The organism is Providencia vermicola, from assembly GCF_020381325.1.
Lineage (GTDB): Bacteria > Pseudomonadota > Gammaproteobacteria > Enterobacterales > Enterobacteriaceae > Providencia > Providencia vermicola.
This window is the reverse complement of record NZ_JAGSPI010000008.1, coordinates 127,648-147,516: the sequence shown is the minus strand read 5'-3', so window position 1 is coordinate 147,516 and position 19,869 is coordinate 127,648. Positions and strand designations below refer to the sequence as shown.

The 19,869-nt window shown below is 42.8% G+C and carries 15 protein-coding genes; 9 read left to right on the top strand and 6 right to left on the bottom strand.

Annotated features, from left to right (window positions below; genetic code table 11):
• The 6 genes from KDJ85_RS13250 (at position 1) to paaY (ending at position 6,314) form a co-directional block, all read left to right on the top strand.
• Positions 1-1,551 carry a 3-hydroxyacyl-CoA dehydrogenase gene (locus tag KDJ85_RS13250; RefSeq protein WP_225820076.1) on the top strand — a complete coding sequence of 517 codons (1,551 nt, stop codon included), beginning with the start codon at positions 1-3 and terminating at the stop codon, positions 1,549-1,551.
• On the top strand, positions 1,548-1,991 hold the full coding sequence (gene paaI, locus KDJ85_RS13245) for a hydroxyphenylacetyl-CoA thioesterase PaaI (protein ID WP_225820075.1): 444 nt from the start codon (positions 1,548-1,550) through the stop codon (positions 1,989-1,991). The genes KDJ85_RS13250 and paaI overlap by 4 nt, the downstream gene beginning before the upstream one ends.
• The gene (pcaF, locus tag KDJ85_RS13240) at positions 1,984-3,186 is read left to right on the top strand and encodes a 3-oxoadipyl-CoA thiolase (protein ID WP_225820074.1); all 1,203 of its coding nucleotides are present in this window, start codon (positions 1,984-1,986) and stop codon (positions 3,184-3,186) included. Before paaI ends, pcaF begins: the two co-directional genes overlap by 8 nt.
• A gap of 113 nt (positions 3,187-3,299) precedes the next feature.
• Positions 3,300-4,610 (top strand): phenylacetate--CoA ligase PaaK, encoded by a 1,311-nt coding sequence (gene paaK / locus KDJ85_RS13235; RefSeq protein ID WP_225820073.1) that lies wholly within the window; start codon positions 3,300-3,302, stop codon positions 4,608-4,610.
• 150 nt (positions 4,611-4,760) lie between these two features.
• Positions 4,761-5,699 (top strand): phenylacetic acid degradation operon negative regulatory protein PaaX, encoded by a 939-nt coding sequence (paaX, locus tag KDJ85_RS13230; protein WP_225820072.1) that lies wholly within the window; start codon positions 4,761-4,763, stop codon positions 5,697-5,699.
• A gap of 21 nt (positions 5,700-5,720) precedes the next feature.
• Positions 5,721-6,314 carry a phenylacetic acid degradation protein PaaY gene (gene paaY, locus KDJ85_RS13225; RefSeq protein ID WP_225820071.1) on the top strand — a complete coding sequence of 198 codons (594 nt, stop codon included), beginning with the start codon at positions 5,721-5,723 and terminating at the stop codon, positions 6,312-6,314.
• Between the two features lie 44 nt (positions 6,315-6,358).
• Here the strand turns inward: paaY and KDJ85_RS13220 are convergent, their stop codons facing one another.
• The 5 genes from KDJ85_RS13220 to KDJ85_RS13200 all read right to left on the bottom strand — a co-directional run bounded on the left by KDJ85_RS13220 (position 6,359) and on the right by KDJ85_RS13200 (position 14,232).
• Entirely contained in the window at positions 6,359-7,882 is a 1,524-nt protein-coding gene (locus tag KDJ85_RS13220) for a DHA2 family efflux MFS transporter permease subunit (RefSeq protein WP_225820070.1), read from the bottom strand.
• A gap of 16 nt (positions 7,883-7,898) precedes the next feature.
• The gene (gene emrA, locus KDJ85_RS13215; protein WP_225820069.1) at positions 7,899-9,071 is read right to left on the bottom strand and encodes a multidrug efflux MFS transporter periplasmic adaptor subunit EmrA; all 1,173 of its coding nucleotides are present in this window, start codon (positions 9,069-9,071) and stop codon (positions 7,899-7,901) included.
• Between the two features lie 650 nt (positions 9,072-9,721).
• Complete coding sequence (locus KDJ85_RS13210) at positions 9,722-9,949, bottom strand: type II toxin-antitoxin system Phd/YefM family antitoxin (RefSeq protein ID WP_225820068.1); 228 nt, start codon at positions 9,947-9,949, stop codon at positions 9,722-9,724.
• Positions 9,950-10,066: 117 nt separating this feature from the next.
• A complete protein-coding gene (locus tag KDJ85_RS13205) occupies positions 10,067-13,153 on the bottom strand; it encodes an efflux RND transporter permease subunit (protein ID WP_225820067.1) in 3,087 nt (1,028 codons plus the stop codon).
• Positions 13,150-14,232, bottom strand: a complete 1,083-nt coding sequence (locus tag KDJ85_RS13200; RefSeq protein ID WP_225820066.1) for an efflux RND transporter periplasmic adaptor subunit — start codon at positions 14,230-14,232, stop codon at positions 13,150-13,152. The genes KDJ85_RS13205 and KDJ85_RS13200 overlap by 4 nt, the downstream gene beginning before the upstream one ends.
• Before the next feature lie 262 nt (positions 14,233-14,494).
• Here KDJ85_RS13200 and KDJ85_RS13195 point away from each other — a divergent pair, with 262 nt between their 5' ends.
• Complete coding sequence (locus KDJ85_RS13195) at positions 14,495-16,546, top strand: TonB-dependent receptor domain-containing protein (protein WP_225820065.1); 2,052 nt, start codon at positions 14,495-14,497, stop codon at positions 16,544-16,546.
• Positions 16,547-16,816: 270 nt separating this feature from the next.
• A complete protein-coding gene (locus tag KDJ85_RS13190) occupies positions 16,817-17,677 on the top strand; it encodes an alpha/beta hydrolase (RefSeq protein WP_225820064.1) in 861 nt (286 codons plus the stop codon).
• Positions 17,678-17,681: 4 nt separating this feature from the next.
• Here the strand turns inward: KDJ85_RS13190 and KDJ85_RS13185 are convergent, their stop codons facing one another.
• On the bottom strand, positions 17,682-18,617 hold the full coding sequence (locus KDJ85_RS13185; RefSeq protein ID WP_225820063.1) for a LysR substrate-binding domain-containing protein: 936 nt from the start codon (positions 18,615-18,617) through the stop codon (positions 17,682-17,684).
• A gap of 600 nt (positions 18,618-19,217) precedes the next feature.
• On the opposite strand from KDJ85_RS13185, the gene KDJ85_RS13180 reads away from it, so the two are divergent.
• The gene (locus KDJ85_RS13180; protein ID WP_225820062.1) at positions 19,218-19,823 is read left to right on the top strand and encodes an ankyrin repeat domain-containing protein; all 606 of its coding nucleotides are present in this window, start codon (positions 19,218-19,220) and stop codon (positions 19,821-19,823) included.
• Positions 19,824-19,869 lie beyond the last annotated feature (46 nt).

Here is a 19,869-nt window from a genome sequence, read left to right as displayed (position 1 = left end):
ATGACACTCCCTTTGAATTCCACCATCAAGACAGTCGCCGTAATTGGTGCAGGCACCATGGGTATTGGTATTGCACAAGTTGCAGCCACTGCGGGTCTCACCGTTTTACTGTTTGATGTTAACCAAGATGTGTTAACCCGTTCATTAGACACGATGACGCAACGCTTGCGTAAACGTGTGGAACAAGGAAAGGCTGAGTCGAAAACGACAGAAGCACTGATCGCCAATATTCATGTTGCTCAACACTTGTCTGAGTTGTCTAGTGCCCAACTCGTCATAGAAGCTGTTGCCGAAAAATTAGCAATAAAACAGTCTATCTTCGGTGAACTTGAAGGCATTTGCCATAAATCAACAATATTTGCGAGTAACACATCGTCATTATCGATTACAGCGATTGGTTGCCAATTGGAACACCCTGAACGGCTTGCTGGCTTACACTTTTTTAACCCCGCTCCCGTAATGAAATTGGTTGAAGTGATCCGTGGCCTAGAAACATCACCAGAAGTTATTGAACAATTGAAAGCATTGACTCTCTCATGGGGTAAGGTACCCGTTATTTGCCGCTCAACACCTGGGTTTATTGTCAATCGCGTAGCAAGACCTTTTTATGCAGAGACCTTACGCGCCCTCGAAGAGCAAGTGGGCTCCCCAGCCACGTTAGACAGTGTGCTGCGGGATGCAGGAGGCTTTGCTATGGGGCCATTGCAACTCACTGATCTCATTGGCCATGACGTCAACTATGCCGTGACTGAATCCGTATTTCAGGCATTCGGTTATGACCCACGCTTTCAAACCTCATTAATGCAATTAGAATTAGTGCAAGCAGGGCATTTTGGTCGAAAATCAAAACAAGGTTTCTATCATTATGATGATAATAAACCACAACCCACTGCGTCATTTGCCGCAAAAGTTCATCTTAACCACCCACAAACTGTAAAAGTTCGTGGCGATTGGCAAATATTTCCTGAGTTTGCGCAGCTTTTATCCGAAAATGGGATCTCACTCGAAGGATTGACACAACAGCCGAATCAATCCCCTACCCTTATTGTTAATAACGTTATTATTATGTTAACAAATGGTGAATTGGCATCGTTTCATGCGCAGCGCTCAGGGCAAGCGGTGGTTTTATTTGATTTATCGGCGAATTACCTTTCCGCAACAGCCATCACGCTCACCTGCGCAAAACAAAATAATGCGCAACAAAACCAGCACGCGATTGCTTTTTTTCAATCCCTTGGGAAAAACGTGATTGTACTGCCTGATTACCCTGCACTCTTAACAATGAGAACGGTCGCGATGTTATGTAATGAAGCACTCGATGTCGTGAATAAAGGGGTTGCTACTGTTCAAGATACCGATAATGCCATGCGCTTTGGGGTGAATTATCCCAAGGGTCCATTAACTTGGGGAGCTCAACTCGGCTGGCCACGTGTGTTATCGGTACTTGAGCAACTTGCGCAATTTTATGGGGATAGTCGTTATCGTCCCAACCCATTACTTAGGCAGTTAGCTGCAGATTATCAGTCTTTATCTTTCAAGGAGTTGCTATGATTTCTGTACCGAATATCACGACTGCTCAACAATCCGCTCATATTATGTATCGTGATGATGCATGTGCAAAGGCAATGGGTATGTCGATTGAGAAAGTCGAAGATGGCTTTGCGCAATTAAAAATGCCAATCACCGCAAATATGCTTAATGGCCATAAAACCTGCCATGGCGGGCAACTTTTTAGCCTAGCCGATACTGCATTTGCCTACGCCTGTAATAGCCAAGGGTATGCTGCTGTTGCGTCTATGTGCTCCATTGATTTCATCCGCCCAGGCTTTGAAGGGGATTTACTCACTGCCACCGCAAAAGTGAAACATCAAGGCAAACGTAACGGACTTTATGACGTCGAAATAACTAACCAAGATGGCAAAACACTTGCCTTGTTCCAAGGCCGCTCTCATCGTTTAGGGCACCGCTTAGAGGAGATTTGCCATGATTGATGCGTATATTTGTGATGGTGTACGTACTCCGATAGGCCGTTATGGTGGTGCTCTTTCTTCTCTGCGTCCTGACGATCTCGCGACTTTACCCTTAAAAGCGTTAATGGCAAGGAACCCGCAGTTAGATTGGTCACTGACTGACGACATTATTTTAGGTTGCGCAAACCAAGCGGGCGAAGACAACCGTAACGTGGCTCGCATGGCGGGTTTGCTGTCTGGCTTGCCCATGTCGGTTTCAGGCACAACCATTAACCGATTATGTGGTTCTGGGCTAGATGCAATCGCGCTTGCCGCGAGAAGTATTAAAGCAGGTGAATCAGGGTTAATGATTGCAGGGGGCGTTGAGTCAATGAGCCGCGCACCGTTTGTTATGGGGAAACAAGAATCGGCTTTCTCACGCCAAGCGCAAGTCTTTGATACCACAATCGGTTGGCGGTTTATCAACCCATTAATGGAACAACAATGCGGTACTGATTCCATGCCTGAAACGGCTGAAAATGTGGCAGAAACCTACCAGATCAACCGTGCAGACCAAGATGCATTTGCACTACGCAGCCAGCAGCGCGCTGAACGGGCTAAAGTTAACGGTATATTTGCGCAAGAAATTGTCCCTGTCACCATTAAACAGCGAAAAAATGAAATCGTGGTCACTGAAGATGAACATCCTCGTGCAGAAACCACCTTTGAGCAACTGCAAAAGCTGAAAACACCGTTTCGTGAAAATGGCACTGTCACGGCAGGAAACGCCTCTGGCGTAAATGATGGCGCCGCAGCTCTGATTATTGCATCCGAAACAATTGCGAAACAGCAAGGTTTAACCCCACGCGCCCGTATTGTTGCCACGGCCACTTGTGGTGTTGAGCCTCGATTAATGGGGATTGGCCCGCTCCCTGCCTCGCAAAAGGTATTGAAAATGGCGGGTTTAACTATCGACCAAATGGATGTTATTGAGCTAAATGAAGCCTTTGCAGCACAAGCTCTCGCCGTATTGAGGGGGTTAGGTTTACCCGATGACGCTCCGCACGTAAACCCCAATGGTGGCGCGATTTCCTTAGGTCACCCATTAGGGATGAGCGGTGCAAGACTCGCCATTGCCGCGATGAATGAACTTCATCGCAAACAAGGTCGCTATGCCCTATGTACCATGTGCATTGGCGTAGGGCAAGGCATCGCCATGATTATCGAACGAGTCTGAAAAACGCATTCATATCAATAATAATCGCCTGAAATCTGACACCTGCTCAGGCGAAAACCAGCAACGTCATCAACGAAAACTGGTTAACATAATAATTATGAGGAATGGCAATTATGAGCATGATACAAAATAGCATCGACCCAATTGAATTTGCCTCACGTGATGAAATCGAGTCATTACAGTATTCTCGAATGAAGTGGACACTCACTCACGCCTATGAAAATGTACCAATGTACCGTAAAAAGTTTGATGATGCGGGTGTACACCCTGATGATTTTAAACAATTAAGTGATATCGAAAAATTTCCGTATACCACTAAGCAGGATTTACGGGAAAACTACCCTTTCAGTACCTTCGCCGTCCCCATGGATCAAATCATTCGTATTCATGCCTCTTCAGGTACCACTGGGCGTCCAACCGTTGTCGGCTACACACAGCGTGATATTGATAATTGGGCGGATTTGATTGCACGCAGTTTACGCTCTGCGGGGACAGTACGTGGCGATAAAGTTCATGTTGCTTATGGTTATGGCTTGTTTACAGGTGGTTTAGGGGCACACTACGGTGCTGAGCGCCTTGGTGCCGCCGTTATTCCAATGTCAGGTGGGCAAACAGAAAAACAAGCACAATTAATTGCCGATTTTAAGCCTGATGTCATTATGGTGACGCCATCCTATTGCCTAAGTATTATTGATGAACTTGAGAAAATTATGGGTGGTGATGCTAGTAAGTGCTCACTTAGATTAGGCGTGTTCGGTGCTGAGCCTTGGACAGAATCTCTACGCACTGAAATCGAAACGCGCCTTGGCATCAAAGCGTTAGATATCTACGGATTATCAGAGGTAATGGGGCCGGGTGTTGCTATGGAGTGTGCTGACTCAGGTTCTAGCGGCCCAACTATCTGGGAAGACCACTTTTACCCTGAAATTATTTCCCCCGAAACCCTCAAAACATTAGGGGATGGTGAACATGGTGAGTTAGTGTTTACTACCCTTACAAAAGAGGCAATGCCTGTAATTCGTTATCGTACGCGGGATTTAACCCACCTAATGAAGGGTGTAAATCGCAACATGCGTCGAATTGGCAAAATCACGGGTCGTTCTGATGACATGATGATTATTCGCGGCGTGAATGTGTTCCCTTCTCAAATTGAAGAACAAATTATGCAGTTCAAAGAACTCTCACCCCACTATCAACTCGAAATCGGTCGCCAAGGCAATATGGATAACTTATCAGTCCGCGTTGAGCTCAAACATCCAGAGCAACTCACTTACGATGAGCGCTGTAATATCTGCCATCATTTAAAACACCGTATCAAATCCATGGTTGGGATCAGCACGCGGGTCAGTATCGTAAATTGTGGCGATATTCCACGGTCACAAGGTAAAGCCGAGCGTGTCATTGACACCCGAATTGCAATTTAATCAACGGATTAAGGCATATTAAGAATGGATTACCTAATATGCCATCCTGATACAACACGCTTTAATAAAAAACGATACGAGACAATATTCACTTTTATGTCTACTATTCAGGAAGAATTCTGATACAAAAAATTTATGGATGAAACATAAATGAATACCAAGCTCGACCAATTTATTCAACATGCCATCGCCAGTCAGCCCATTAGTGGTACGTCGCTCATTAGTTCCTTATACGGCGATGCACTACATCACCGAGGAGGCGAGGTTTGGTTAGGCAGCCTAACTAAGTTATTAGAACCGATGGGGTTTACTGACCGCTTTGTGCGTACCTCTGTTTTCCGCTTACAAAAAGAGGGGTGGTTAGATGTCGAAAAAATTGGCCGACGCAGCTACTACCGAATTTCAGCCCGTGGGCAAAGTCGGTTTCGGCGGGCAGAGCAAAAAATTTACCTCGCAGAGCAACCTGATTGGGATGGAAAGTGGGACTTATTGTTATTAGAAGCGGCTGATAAAGAAGAAAAAATTCGATTAAAAAAAGAACTGAGCTGGCTAGGATTCGGGCAGTTTAATACATCCTTAATGGCAGCACCAAGTTGTGCACAAAGTGATGTACCCGCGTTATTAAATGAGCTCAATGCGACTGAGCAAGCCATTTATTTCCATGCAGACTACCCTTATAGCCGCTCAGAAAAAAACCTGAAAGACCTCGTGTCTCAGGCATGGTCTTTGCAAGATATTTCAGAGCATTATCACCAATTTATTTCCTTATTCAGGCCATTGGCCTTGTTACTCAAGGATAATGCGGGAACACACATCAGCCCTGAACATTGTTTTCAGCTACGGCTACTTTTAATTCACTTTTATCGTCGCGTCACGCTCAAAGACCCGCTATTACCTGACGAACTTTTACCGCCTCAATGGGAAGGGCATATTGCGCGTCATTTGTGCACCAATATTTATCAACGTATCGACCAAGCTGCAACGCAATATGTTTCAGAAAATAGCGAAACGACAGTGGGTGAGCTTCCCCAACCTTCCAGCGCTTATTATCGGCGTTTTGGTGGGGTATTGCGGGAAATCGCCGCCTAAATTAACCGTTAAGGAGCCCTTATGCCTTTTTATCAAATTGATGGTATCACGCCGGTTGTTAGTCCAGACAGTTTTGTCCACCCCACTGCGGTCGTTATTGGCGATGTCGTAATTGGTAAAAATGTTTATATTGGCCCTAATGCCAGCTTACGAGGCGATTTTGGGCGGTTAATTATTAAAGATGGAGCTAACGTGCAAGATAATTGCGTGATGCATGGGTTCCCGCAGTTCGACACCATTATTGAAGAAGATGGCCATATCGGACACGGGGCTATCTTGCATGGCTGCCATATCAAACGTAATGCTTTAGTTGGGATGAATAGCGTGATTATGGATGGTGCGGTGATTGGTGAAAATTCGATTGTTGGCGCATGTGCATTTGTTAAAGCGGAGGCCATATTTGCACAAAATAGCCTAATCGTGGGTACCCCAGCAAAAGTGTTACGAACACTATCAGAAAAGGAAATTGAGTGGAAAAGTAACGGTACCAAAGACTACCAGAACCTAGTCACTCGCTGTTTAACTACATTTAAAGAAACTGAGCCGTTAACCGAAATAGAGGCCAACCGCCCTGTACTTCAGTTTGAGAATATTATCCCAAAATCTCAGCTATAAACTGATTGGGAAGCCCCGCAACAGCGCTTCCCAATCATTCACTATTACTTCGCATTATTACCAAATGGCGGCTTAGCAAACCAAACGGTAATGATCAGCGCAATAAACACCCAACCACATAGCCAGAAAATTTCATTCGCCGCTATGATTAACCCTTGGCTAGTAATTTGCTGTGCAATAAAACCTGAGGTTTGCTCTGTGCTTAAGCCATGAGCAGCCATGCCTTGGTACATTGCTAAAGACTCCGGATTATAATCCGTAATAAACTCCGTGAGTTGGCTATGATGCACAGACTCACGGTCGCTCCACATCGTGGTCGTGATTGATGTACCAATTGAGCCAGCGAGCGTTCGGAAAAAGTTTGCCAAACTGGAAGCCGATGCCAGTTTTTCAGGGGGAAGCCCCGACAAGGTCAATGTTGTCAATGGCATAAAGAAACAAGCAACCGCCATGCCCTGCACCAATTGCGGCCAAACTACCGCGGAGAACCCCATGCTCGGCTCAAAGGTATACGCCCGCCAGAAGAAACAAATAGCATAAAAAACAAAACTAAAGGTCACTATCCAGCGGATATCCAAAAAGTCGGATAATTTCGCCACTGGCGCTGAAAATAAAACAGGTAACAAGCCAATCGGCGCAAGTGCAAGCCCCGCCCACGTTGCGGTATAACCGTACACCTCTTGCAGCAATTGAGGTAATAACACTATCGCACCAAAATACGCCATATAGGCTAAACTGACCGAGATGGTGCCAATGGTAAAATTGCGCGATTTAAACAAAGACAGCTCAACAATCGGGTTTTTATCGGTCAGTTCCCAAATCACGAGGAACACTAAAGCGATAGCAGAAACAACAGCTAAAATCACAATCTCATTTGACGCTAACCAACCCAGCTCTTTCCCTTTATCCAACAGGACTTGTAAGCAACCAACGCCAACGGATAATAACGCCAAACCAATCACATTGAACGGTACTTTAACCACCGTCGATTCCATTCCTTTAAGGATAATAGAACCCACAATAATCACGAAAATACCAAGAGGCACGTTCATAAAGAATATCCAGCCCCAATGGAAGTTATCACTAATATAACCACCAAAAATGGGGCCAAATACAGGTGCTAAAATGATAGTCATCGACCAAAAAGCCAATGCCATATTCTGCATTTTCGGTGGGTAGCACCGCATAATCAAACTTTGGGATAAAGGAATAACAGGTCCTGCAACAGCACCTTGTAGCACGCGATATAAAATCAACATTCCAAGGCTATCTGAGAAGCCACAAAGTAATGAAAATAAAGTAAAAAGTGCCGTCGCCCACAAGAAAACACGAATTTCACCAAAACGCTTAGCAAGATACCCCGAAATAGCAATCGAAATAGCGTTCGACACCCCAAACGAGGTAATCACCCATGTCCCTTGCGAGACGGAAACACCAAGGTTACCCGCAATTGTCGGGATAGCGACGTTTGCGATGGTGGAGTCGAGCACTTGCATAAAAGTCGCAAGGGATAATGCAATGGTTGCCCAAACTAGCTTCGCACCCTTTAGGGGTTGGATATCTGCCACAATCACTCCTTACGAGCTAGTCCGCATTATCACTGATAATGCCATCAATAATGTGGTCGACATCTGCCAATTTTAGCACCAACACATCACTTTCAAACGCGGGCGTTGTACGCTGAACTTCAGCTAACACAGGGCCATTTTGGTCTTTAATATCAATGGTAACATTCATTGATAAGCCAATACGCAATGGGTGTTTTGCCACCTGCTCAGGGTCAAGCTCCACCCTTACAGGCAAGCGTTGAACCACTTTGATCCAGTTCCCCGTCGCATTTTGTGCAGGCAATAATGAAAATGCGCTTCCTGTTCCCATGTCTAAGCCAACTACTGTGCCGTTATACACGATGTCATCACCATAAAAATCACTGTTAAGGGTAACGGGCTGCCCAATGCGCACTTTTTCCAGCTGGGTTTCTTTGAAGTTAGCATCCACCCAAACAGGTTGAACAGGCACTATCGCCATTAAAGAGCTTTGTGGGCTAACTTGGGAACCCACTTGCACATTTCGGCGTGAAACGTAGCCTGTCATTGGGCTTTTAATTTCAGTACGTTGTAAATTTATCCACGCACTGCGCACACTATCAGCGGCTTGCTGAATGGCAGGCTGTTTTCTTAATGCGGTATTGCGCAATAACGCGCGGTTTGCATTGTATTGCTGAATGGAAATATCCAACGCCGCTTGTGCGAGCTGCACTGCTTCTTGGGAATGTTGTAAATCTTCTTTTGAAATTGTTCCGCTGCGCCCAAGTGCAGCACGGCGTTGGTAATCTTTCTGAGCTTGCGCAAGTGAGATACGGTTTTTCTGTATTTGCGCCTGATATTCATCACCGTTGATGTAGAGCTCTTTGGTTTTGCGTACCGTAGTTGCTAAATCGTGCTTAGCTTGTTCGAATGCCAGTTGAGCGTTGGTTTTATCCAACACCACCAGAACATCCCCCGCTTTCACCAAGTCAGTATTTTCAAAATTGACTTGAGTAACATTGCCTGTTGTTTGCGCAATAATGGGGATTTGCAAACCCGAAACATAAGCATCATCGGTATATTCTTGAAAACGCAAAACTAAAAACCAATACACACCATAGGCTACAAATAATAAAATAATAATTATTGTCGCAATGGTCATCCATATTGTTCGGCGTTTTTCATTTTTCGTTTTTTGATTATTTGTTTCTGAATGGGTTGATTGACTCATAATAACTCTCAGGGTCTAAAACCAATATTAATCCTCCCCCTATATTCAGGAAGTAAATACAATAAAGCAAGGGCTAATATTTTACAAATAAAACAATCACCATAAAAAATAAATAATTCATTGATAAATATAAAATAAATAAAAAGATAACAACTTATTATAATAGATTCATTTTATGATTAATTTAAATAAAATTAGTCATAATTAGATAACTTTTATTCAATTTGAATAAAATCAATATCAATTAAATATATTGAATACATTAATTCGATAATAACTCTTCTTTTTTTGATGCTTTTTAAATATGACTAAAATATTTAGCGCTCTATCATTCGATTAAATAATAACCTCATCATATCTTGACGTTGATGAATGCTGGCATGGGATATAACCGTATTTTCGGCTATTTCATACGTATAGAGGATTGTATAGTTTTCTGGTGACAAATATCCTCTATACCTTGTGACACCAATATCTTGAAGATATTCTGGTATTGAACAACACTCTGGAAATGGGTGTAAATATTTTTCGTATTTATCAAGGAGTAAATTAGCCTGTTTTCTCCCGATACCTAATTCCTTTAACGAGCTAATAAACGTTTCTGTATACTTAAAATTGACTATCATCCAATCGTTCCAATCATGGGTCGTTTAGAGCGTATCCAATAATTGGCTACGTGAATATAATTTATCTTCTTTACTATCTTTTTCTGAAATAGAAAGTAATTTAAGTAATGCAATTGCATCATCCCTTTTTTTTCTATCTTCATAAGATTCAATGACATAAGCAGGAATGCCATTTTGAGTTACTAAAATAGGCTCTGATAATTCAAGCCCTGCAGCATGCTTTTTAATATAGCTAATAGTCTCTATTTTCATGGTCTACTCCTAATCAATACGACACTCACGAACTAAATATAGCCTAAATATAGGCTAGTGGCAATTTTCCAGCAATCGCAATGTTTAAAGCAATAACCAACACATTACAGCTTTTATTTACCACTGTTTAATATTGCGGTCTTCTTGCGTCACTGATGTTAGTTTTGCCAACTGCGGTAATAATTTATGTTTTAAGTCATCCATCAAGCTGTAAATCACGGGCACAAATAACAGACTCAAAATTGTCGAACTCAGTAAGCCGCCAATCACCGCAATCGCCATTGGTGCCCTAAACCCTGCATCTGCACCGCTGGTTAATACCAAGGGGATCATCCCTGCAATCATAGCAAATGTCGTCATGATAATTGGCCGAATACGCTCCTGACCTGCCTCTATGATTGCCGCTTCTCTTGGCATTCCCGAGCGCTGCTTTTCAAGAATAAATTCCACCAGCAAAATCGAGTTTTTTGTCACAATCCCCATCAGCATTAAAATACCGATAATCACAGGTAAATCGATCATCGCACCATATAAAACAAGGGCAATGATGGCACCGCCAATAGAAAACGGTAGCGCGACAAGTATGGTGATTGGCTGCATAAAGTCCTTAAACAGCACAATTAAGATGGCAAAGACCAACAAAATACTGAATACCATCGTGGTACCAAAGCGCTCAAACATATCAATCATATATTCCATATCACCATATTCCACTTGTGAAACACTGTGGGGTAATTGCTGATATTCAGGGAGTTGTGCCACAATTTCCAGGGCCTCACCAAGTGTTAATCCTTCCAAATTGGCTTCTATCGACATTTGCCTTTGTCGATTAATCCGCTCAATTTGTGAAGGCCCATCACTGGAGTCTATTTTAGCGACCGATTTCAACGGTACAGCTTGCTCCCCTGTGCTATTCACATATAAATTATTCAGTACATCAATATTATTTTGCTGATGCTCAGGTAAAATAACCTGCACCGCCAATTGCCTATCGGGCAAATTAAATTTGGCACTACGTGAGTTAGCCTCCCCCATAGTCGCAATACGTAATGTATTGGCGATTTCCTCAACATTGACACCCGTTCGGCCAATATCCACTAAATTGGGCTTAACAATTAGCTCTTTACGTAATAACGGTTTCATGACCTGAACATTTTTCAACCCTTCCACTTTGGCCATCGCATCACGCAGTTTTTGCATTGATGCCTCAAGCTCTTGAGGGTCTGTCCCTGTAAACATTAAAGAAAACTCTTTGCCACCATTGCTATTGCTAAAGGTATAACGTGCATCTGTTTTTTCACTTAACCACTTCCCTATTTCAAGCTCAAATTGCTTTTGTGATAATTCACGTTCACTTGGTTCAACCAAAGTGAGGATCATTTCGCCTTTGTGTTGAGCCACGCCTTCTGAATCGTCCGCGATCCCTGCAACCGTATAAGTTGAAATAATTTCTGGCCTATCTTTTAACTGTCTCGTTATCTCATTAATTTTTTGCTGTGTTTGCTCAACAGGTGTGCCTGGTGGCAGCTCAATATTGATTTGGCTGATACTGATATCACCATCTGGCATAAAACCGACAGGTAACAAGCTAGTCACGGCGACTGAACCAATTAAAAAGCTTCCCGCTAACGCTGACGCTAGTTTCCGATGCTTTAATGTTAACGATAAAAACCGCGTATAACGTGCTATCCAATTTGGCGGTTTTACGCCATCATGAGCCCCTTTTTGCGGTAACAGCACATAAGCTGCCATTAAAGGCGTTACCAAACGAGCGACGAGCAATGAAGACAATACTGCCGCTGAGACTGTCACACCAAATGGCACAAAATATTGCCCAACAAAGCCACCAATAAAGCTGACAGGCAAGAACACCGCTACAATGGTTAATGTAATAGCCACAATCGCAAAACCGATAGCATCAGACGCTTTAAGCGCCGCTAAATAAGGGCGCTCACCCCGCTCGATATATTTTTGGATATTTTCGATTTCAACTATCGCGTCATCCACTAATATCCCAATAACCAATGTTAAAGCCAGTAACGTAATACTGTTCAAGCTGTAATCGAATAATGCTAAAACAAAAAAGGTCGGCAAAATCGATAATGGCAATGCGACCGCAGCCACCAAAGTTGCACGCCAACTTTTCAAAAAGAAAAAGACAATAATGACGGTGAGAAAAGCCCCTTCTAGCAAAGTTTGAATCGTTAAAAAGAAGCTGGACTCCGTATATTTAACAGTGGAAGATATCAGGCGGATATCAATATCTGGGTTCGCCTTTTGCAGCTGTTCAACCGCTTTTGCAACACCTTTTCCAACTTGGGAATCACTTGAACCTTTGGCACGATAAACCGCAAAACCCACCACGTCCAGGCCATTAAACTGAGAAATCGATTTCACATTCTTATGGCCATCATAAATATTCGCAATTTCGCCCAACCGAACAGATTGCTGGTTATCGACTGGTAGCATGATGTTTTTAATGTCATCCGCTGCCGATTTTTCACCTAAAACTCGGATGGTATGCTGCAATGAATTATATTTTGAGTTACCGCCTGCTGAGTTTTGGTGATTATTTTTCAGTAATTCATTAATACTGGCTATAGAGATTTGCATCGCTGCCAGCTTGTTCGCATCGGGCTCAATGCGGATCACCCGCTCGGTATCCCCTAAACGACTGACCTTTTGCACCCCTGGTACCGTAATCAGTTGCTTACTCACGGTGTCATCCACAAACCAAGATAAATCTGCGAGTGATTCCGTCTCAGACGAAACGGCGTAACGTAGAATCGCGCCCCCTTCAACATCGATGCGGTTAATCAGCGGTTCATCTATCGTTTGCGGTAGCTCACCACGGATTTGCCCCATCTTTTCGCGCACATCATTGGTGGCTACGTGGGCATCAACACTGAGATCGAATTCAATCGTCGTGGTCGATGCACCTTCACTAATGGAGGAAGTAATATGGCGAATACCTGGTATCCCAGATACCGCACGTTCAACCCGCTTCGTTACCGCATTTTCCAACTCCGTCGGCGAAGAACCATCTTGTGTTACCGTGATAGTGACAATCGGGAACGTCACCACAGGGTTGGCAGTTACAGGTAATTGATTAAAGGAGAATAACCCTGCGATAGTTAATGCCAAAAACATCACTATTGTCGGAATCGGCCGAGTAATGGCCCAAGAAGATAACTGTAATTTCATTGGCTATCCTTTACAGGCACAACAATATCATCATCCGATAAAAAAGCTTGTGCATAAGCCACGACATCTAAACTTGGCGCAAGTGGCGTTAACACTTCCACTCGCCCTTGCTGTATTTTGCCAATCTGTATTTTTTGTTTGAGCACTTTGCCGCCTGTCACGGTAAAAATAAAACGCTCTCCATTAGGTTCTGTACGAATGGCGCTATAAGGCAGCGACAACTGTTCACGGGGAGAATTGTGGTACACCATTGTGCCCGTTTCACCTAAACGCACTTGTTTGGTTGGTTCAGTAAGCGCCACACGAATTTTCCCAAGTTGGGTTAATGCATCTATTTTTGGCGATAAATAGCGTAATTTCCCCGATATTGACTGATTTTCATCGAGGTTAAGTGTCACGCCGTTGCTGCCCACAATACGAGAGAGCTCTGAAGGATGTGCGTAGGCTTCAAATTCCAACTCGTTGTTTTCAATTAACTTAAATAACAAACTATTGTCAGTCAGCGTCCCGTTCATAGCATGACGTTCACTGATCACCCCTGAAACAGGAGCAATAATTTTTGATTTGTCTTCTTGGCTTTGCTCACGCATTAATTGGGCTTTGAGCTGGCGCAGCTCTGCACGGCTAGCGGTTAACAATGCGCTCTGTGCAGCGGCCTCTGACTTAGCTTTGCCAAATTCATTCGCCGAAATCACCCCTGTTTTTGCCAGCGGCGATAACCGTTGCAGTTCTTGTTGAGATTGAGCGCTGAGCGCTTCTTGTTGTTTAATGTATGCAGCAGCTTTATCGATTTCTGCTTTTAATTGGTTAACCCCAGCACTTTGGACTGGTGATTCCAGCGTCGCGAGCAATTGCCCTTTCTCAACCCACTCCCCTTCCTCCACAAATACTGCGGTGACCATTTGCTGTTGCAATGGAGAACCAATCGAAATTTCATTTTTTGCCACAAATTTTCCAGGAATGCTGACGACATCAACCGCCATCACGTTTTTTGGGTTTGTGACGCTTAAACGAATTTCCTCTGCCTGTGTATTCAAGCAAATGAAAAATAATAAAATGGCTAAAAAGATGTGTTTCATAAGTCATAAAATTCCCGAGTAGACGCTCGAGCTACTGTAATTTCGCTTAACCCTAAACTCCATAAACCAAAGTTAAACCTTAATTTTTCGTTAAGCTTGGCAAAAATCATCAAGTTCATTTTTGCCATACGGGAAAATTATTAACTGAGATCAAATATTGACCAGAAATTAGCTCGCCAATTATTTATTTCCAATATGTTTTAGTGATACTATTCGCAAACAATATAATTATCATTCTCATTTCTATTTGCTAGGGATTACTATGACTACGCAACATCACTACACACTTGTCGCCGCAGGTATTTGCGCGGCTTTGGCTTCATTTAGTACGACAGCAGCAGAAGATTCAGACAAACTTATCGTCACCGCATCGGGTTATTCACAACAATTACGCGATGCCCCTGCCAGTATTACGGTGATCACCGCCGAACAGCTGCAAAACAAGCCTGTGCGCGACCTTGCTGACGCAGTTAAAGACGTTGAAGGTGTTAGCATTGTGGGTGCTGCCAATAAACAAGATATTAATATCCGTGGCTTACCCGGTGAATACACCTTAATACTGGTTGATGGCCGTCGCCAAAACAGCCGTGAATCACGCCCAAATGGCAGCGGTGGTTTTGAAGCAGGCTTTATGCCGCCCGTCGAAGCCATTGAACGCATTGAAGTGATCCGTGGACCAATGTCTTCACTGTATGGTTCCGATGCAATGGGTGGTGTTATCAATATCATCACCAAGAAAGTGACCAATGAGTGGCACGGCAGCGTAACCACAGGTGCGATTATCCAAGAAAACAGTGATAGCGGTAATTCCACCGACGGTAACTTCTATCTGTCAGGCCCTCTCATTAAAGATAAATTAGGCTTACAGTTATACGGTGGTGGTGATTATCGTCAGGAAGATAAGATAGCGGATGGCCACCATAAAAAAGACAATAAAAGCCTCACCGCTAAGTTAAGTTTTACACCAACTGAAAACCAAACCTTCCTTTTAGAAGCAGGTAGAACCACACAAGAACGAGAAGAAAAACCGGGTAACTCCCTTGCACCAACCAGTGATTTTAATGGTAAGCCAAGAGCAAATAAACACTCAGAAATCCACAATGACCGTAACCATTTTGCATTAACCTATAAAGGGGACTGGGATTCGTTTAATACTGAACTAAGTGTTTACCAAGAAAATACGAAAAAAAGAACCAAAACAGACATTACAGACCCAGCAACTAAGATCACGGAATATCGTTACGAGGCTCGCGTACCTGAAATTACCAATACCGTTGTTGATGGAAAAATTGTCGCGTTTTTACCTGACAATATTTTAACTGTTGGTGGTCAATTTCAACATGCTAAGTTAAAAGACACCTCATCAACAGGCTCTTCAACAACTGAAAATGCAAAACTAACCGCAGAGCAGCACGCTTTCTTCCTAGAGAATGAGTTCACAGCAACAGAAAACCTAATATTGACGGGTGGGCTACGTTTAGATCACCATGAATTTTATGGAGATCACTGGAACCCTCGCGGTTATGCAGTTTATTACCTGACGGATGAGATCACTATTAAGGGTGGCGTTTCTTCGGCATTCCGTGCACCAACGTTACGTGAAATCAGCCCTAATTATGGAACGTCTACTGAAAAAGGCTTAGGTATCATTCACGGTAACCCTGATCTAAAACCTGAAAAAAGTGTTAGTGAGGAAATCAGCATTGCCTATAACCATGAGTCGGGCTTTGATGCAAGCTTAACGTTCTTTAATACGGATTTTAAAAATAAATTAACCAGTTATTACACGGGGGGAGATGACCCACTTACTGGCCTAAAACTGTATACCTATGACAATGTTGGTAAAGCCAATATTAAAGGGGTTGAAGTCGCAACTGGCATTCCAATTGCCGAAGATTGGAAGCTGAGCTTGAACTATACCTATACCGACTCAGAGCGTAAAAGTGATGATGAAAAGCTAACTAGTGGGCAATCCCTAAAAGGCTATGCTTTAGATAAAACACCAAAGCATTTAGCCAATGCGAAATTAGATTGGAACTATAATGAAGATTTAACTCTGTATACTCGTGCTCATTACGAAGGTAAGCAAGTGTGGGCAGCGCAACGTAATGGTGCTTCAGTCCCTCGCTACCGCAGTGGCTACACCACCATGGATGTAGGCGCAACCTATCAGTTATTGAAAAATACCAAATTGAACTTTGCGGTATTAAATATTGCTAATGAAAAAGGCGATAAAATTGATGCCAAAGGTGGCGGAAACTGGGATGTGGAAGATGGACGCCGTTATTGGGCGAACGTTAACGTCAGTTTCTAATTTTAATTTTTGTAGGCTACCTATTCCATACTCTAAATCATTCAAGTTGCATGTAGGCGACAAGAGAAGCTATCCCGATGAGCATACAAAAGTATGTGATTCGGGTAGCTGAGCGTAGTCAACACCCATGCAGCTTGAAGGATGACGAGTATAAACCATTCAAGTTGCATGTAGGCGACAAGAGAAACTATCCCGATGAGCATACAAAAGTATGTGATTCGGGTAGCTGAGCGTAGTCAACAACCATGCAGCTTGAAGGATGACGAGTATATGAATAAATTCCTAATTTCCGGCCTACTACTGTGCATGATGGCAAGCAGTGCAATGGCTCGCCCTAGCCAAAGTATTCCGCCTTTGGATGACAATGTCGCGCAATTTTACGATATTAAACAGACGGATATGACTTATGGTGACCGAGCACTACGCATTTACAGTGCCGTGCCGTATAACGTCACGGCAAAGCGCCCTGTGCTGTATATGCTTGATGGAAATGGGTTATATCCAAACGTCGTCAACCGCGCCGTGGAAACACTCAATAAAAACTCACTACCCATTATTATCGGCATCGGCTACCCCGTTGATGAAGCCTTTCCAAAGGCATTACGCACCTACGACTATACCCCACCCGTATCTGGGGAAGACTTTAGCCATGGTGGGGGAGCACCTGCATTGTACCAATTTATCAGCCAAACATTGCGCCCTTGGGCTGAGCAGCAATTTCCTATTGATAAGCAGAAACAAACCTTATTTGGCCATTCATTTGGTGGGTTATTCACCTTAATGGCTTATCAACAAAAACCTGATGATTTTCAGTACTATGTTTCAGCCAGTCCGTCATTGTGGTGGGGGAAAGGTGAAATGGTGCAGCTAGCGAAACTCACTGAAAAACAAGCCGCAGCACCTATTTTTGTCACTTTGGGTGGCTTAGAAGAGACCCCTGATTTATCCAAGTTAACGGCAGAACAAGTACAAAACTACCAAAACCGCAAAAGTTGGATCAGTCCCCGCCAAGTGTGCACTGAAATTCAAACCCACCAGCGAACCTGTGAATTCACTTTATTTGAGGGTAAAAGCCACGGTAGCGTGATCCCCGATGCCATCAATAAAGCGTTGGTTGTTGCCACTCACTGACTACCTACCCACTAATGGGTTTTAGCAAGTCACTGTAAAGCTCAGCTAAAACCCCATTTTCCGTGAACGATTTGCGTATCCACTGAGTTACTTGCCCTGTAGCTGAATGCTGTGTGGCTAATAGCATATTGGAATCTTGCCGCGGGTTTTGAATATTTTTGACTACTAATCGGCCACTCTTGGCGTGCTCTTTCACCATATAGTCTGGCAAAAATCCGATCCCCTCACCCAATATTTGGCATTGGCATTTGGTATTAAAGTCTGGCACCTGTATCGCTTCTTGCCCGTGCAATAACCAACCAACTCGTTTATTTATCGTATCTGCGGTGTCTTCCACCATAATATTGGGGTAAAGACGCAACTGGCTTTCAGCAATCGGCTCTGGCATCAGTGCAAGTGGGTGCGTTGCCGCAATGGCAAATTGCCAATGAATCGCACCAATTTCCGTATAATCTATCCCGCCCCCATCCATTAGCGTTCCTGGCGCACCAATCGCAATATCCGCATGGTTATTAATAATCGCATCCCACACACCGTTATACACCTCGGTGGTAACCGTAATTTGGCAAGTGGCAAATTGTTTCTTTAATATTTGCAGTAACTTAGCCGTATGGTAAGGGGTATATAAAAGTTGGTTAATACAGATGCGTACCCGCGCTTCAATACCTTGTTCAATAGAATAAATACTTTTTTGAATAGAATGAAAGTTATTCAGTAAGTCCGTTGCCTTACGATAAAAATAATAACCTGCTTCTGTTAATTCAATATTGCGAGTATCACGAATAAACAACGCGACATCCAAATAAGTTTCAATACGCTTAATAGTATAACTCACGGCCGATGTGGTAATACCTAATGCTTCAGCGGCTTTACTGAAGCTCGCAAATTTAGCTGCGGTAGTGTAGGTCAATAAATTTTCTTCAGTAAAAATTGAGTTCATACTCGCCTTCCCAAAGTGTTTTAATTTTAATCAAATTGGCTTTTTATGTGAATATTATTCAATAGATTGAAAATCAGGCTATTTTTCAACCGATTTATTGATAGCTTAACAGAATAATTGCCAAGAAGAAGTGTTTTAATCTTATTTGTCTTAAGCTGTTATTTTATCCACAAAAGCTAAGAGACTATTAATAATCAAAATACTTAATATTATTGAATTAAATACCCAAACCAAGTATTAACATCTACCCTAACTACGATCAAATTAATCACAAATTTAACAATCACAAAACCTTCAATTTGATATACGTCACAGAACAGAATAATGATATCTTACCACTCTCTATTAATTAAAAATAATCGATAAAAACGAGTGAAAAACAGGCAAAAAACGTCAAAAAAGGATGAAAAATAATGCGTACACGCACAAAAAAGGCTGATTATTGAATTTCATTCAACAATAGAGCCTCCCATTGATGAATTAAATTTAAATGGATTCTTTTTATTAATCGCAATTGGTATGCTCTAACCATCATAAATAATCTTTAAATTGTCTTTATCTATGTTGGCAATATCAATAAGCCAACCTAAGGGGAAAATAATGACCGCCAGCACACTTGCTCAAGAATTTTTAACCGCTGCTGAAAAAGGGCAATTAGATTTATTAAAAAGTTGCCTTGAAAAAGGTGTGGATATCAACACAACCAACCGCCAAGGCCGTACCGCTATTGTGAATGCAAGTCTTAATAAACATTATGAATGTGTTTCTTTTCTAATTAGTGCAGGCGCAGACATCGATAAACAAGACCAAACATGTTTTAACCCATTTTTATTAAGCTGCTTGAATAACGACTTAACATTATTACGCCTAGTGTTACCTGCAAAACCGAATTTAGATTTATTAACACGTTTTGGTGGTGTGGGTATCACGCCAGCAAGTGAAAAAGGCCACGTTGAAATAGTCCGTGAACTGCTCGAAAAAACAGAAATCAATGTCAACCATACTAACTTTGTGGGCTGGACTCCGTTACTTGAAGCTATCGTATTAAATGACGGTGGCGAGAAACAGCAACAAATCGTGAAGTTGCTATTAGACCATGGTGCAAACCCACATATGACGGATAAATATGGCAAAAAGCCGTTAGAGCTTGCACGTGAGAAAGGTTACCACGAAATTGCTGAACTACTGGTTGCTGCCGGAGCGTAACTAAACCATATACTCTAAATAATTCAAATTGCACATAGTCAACACC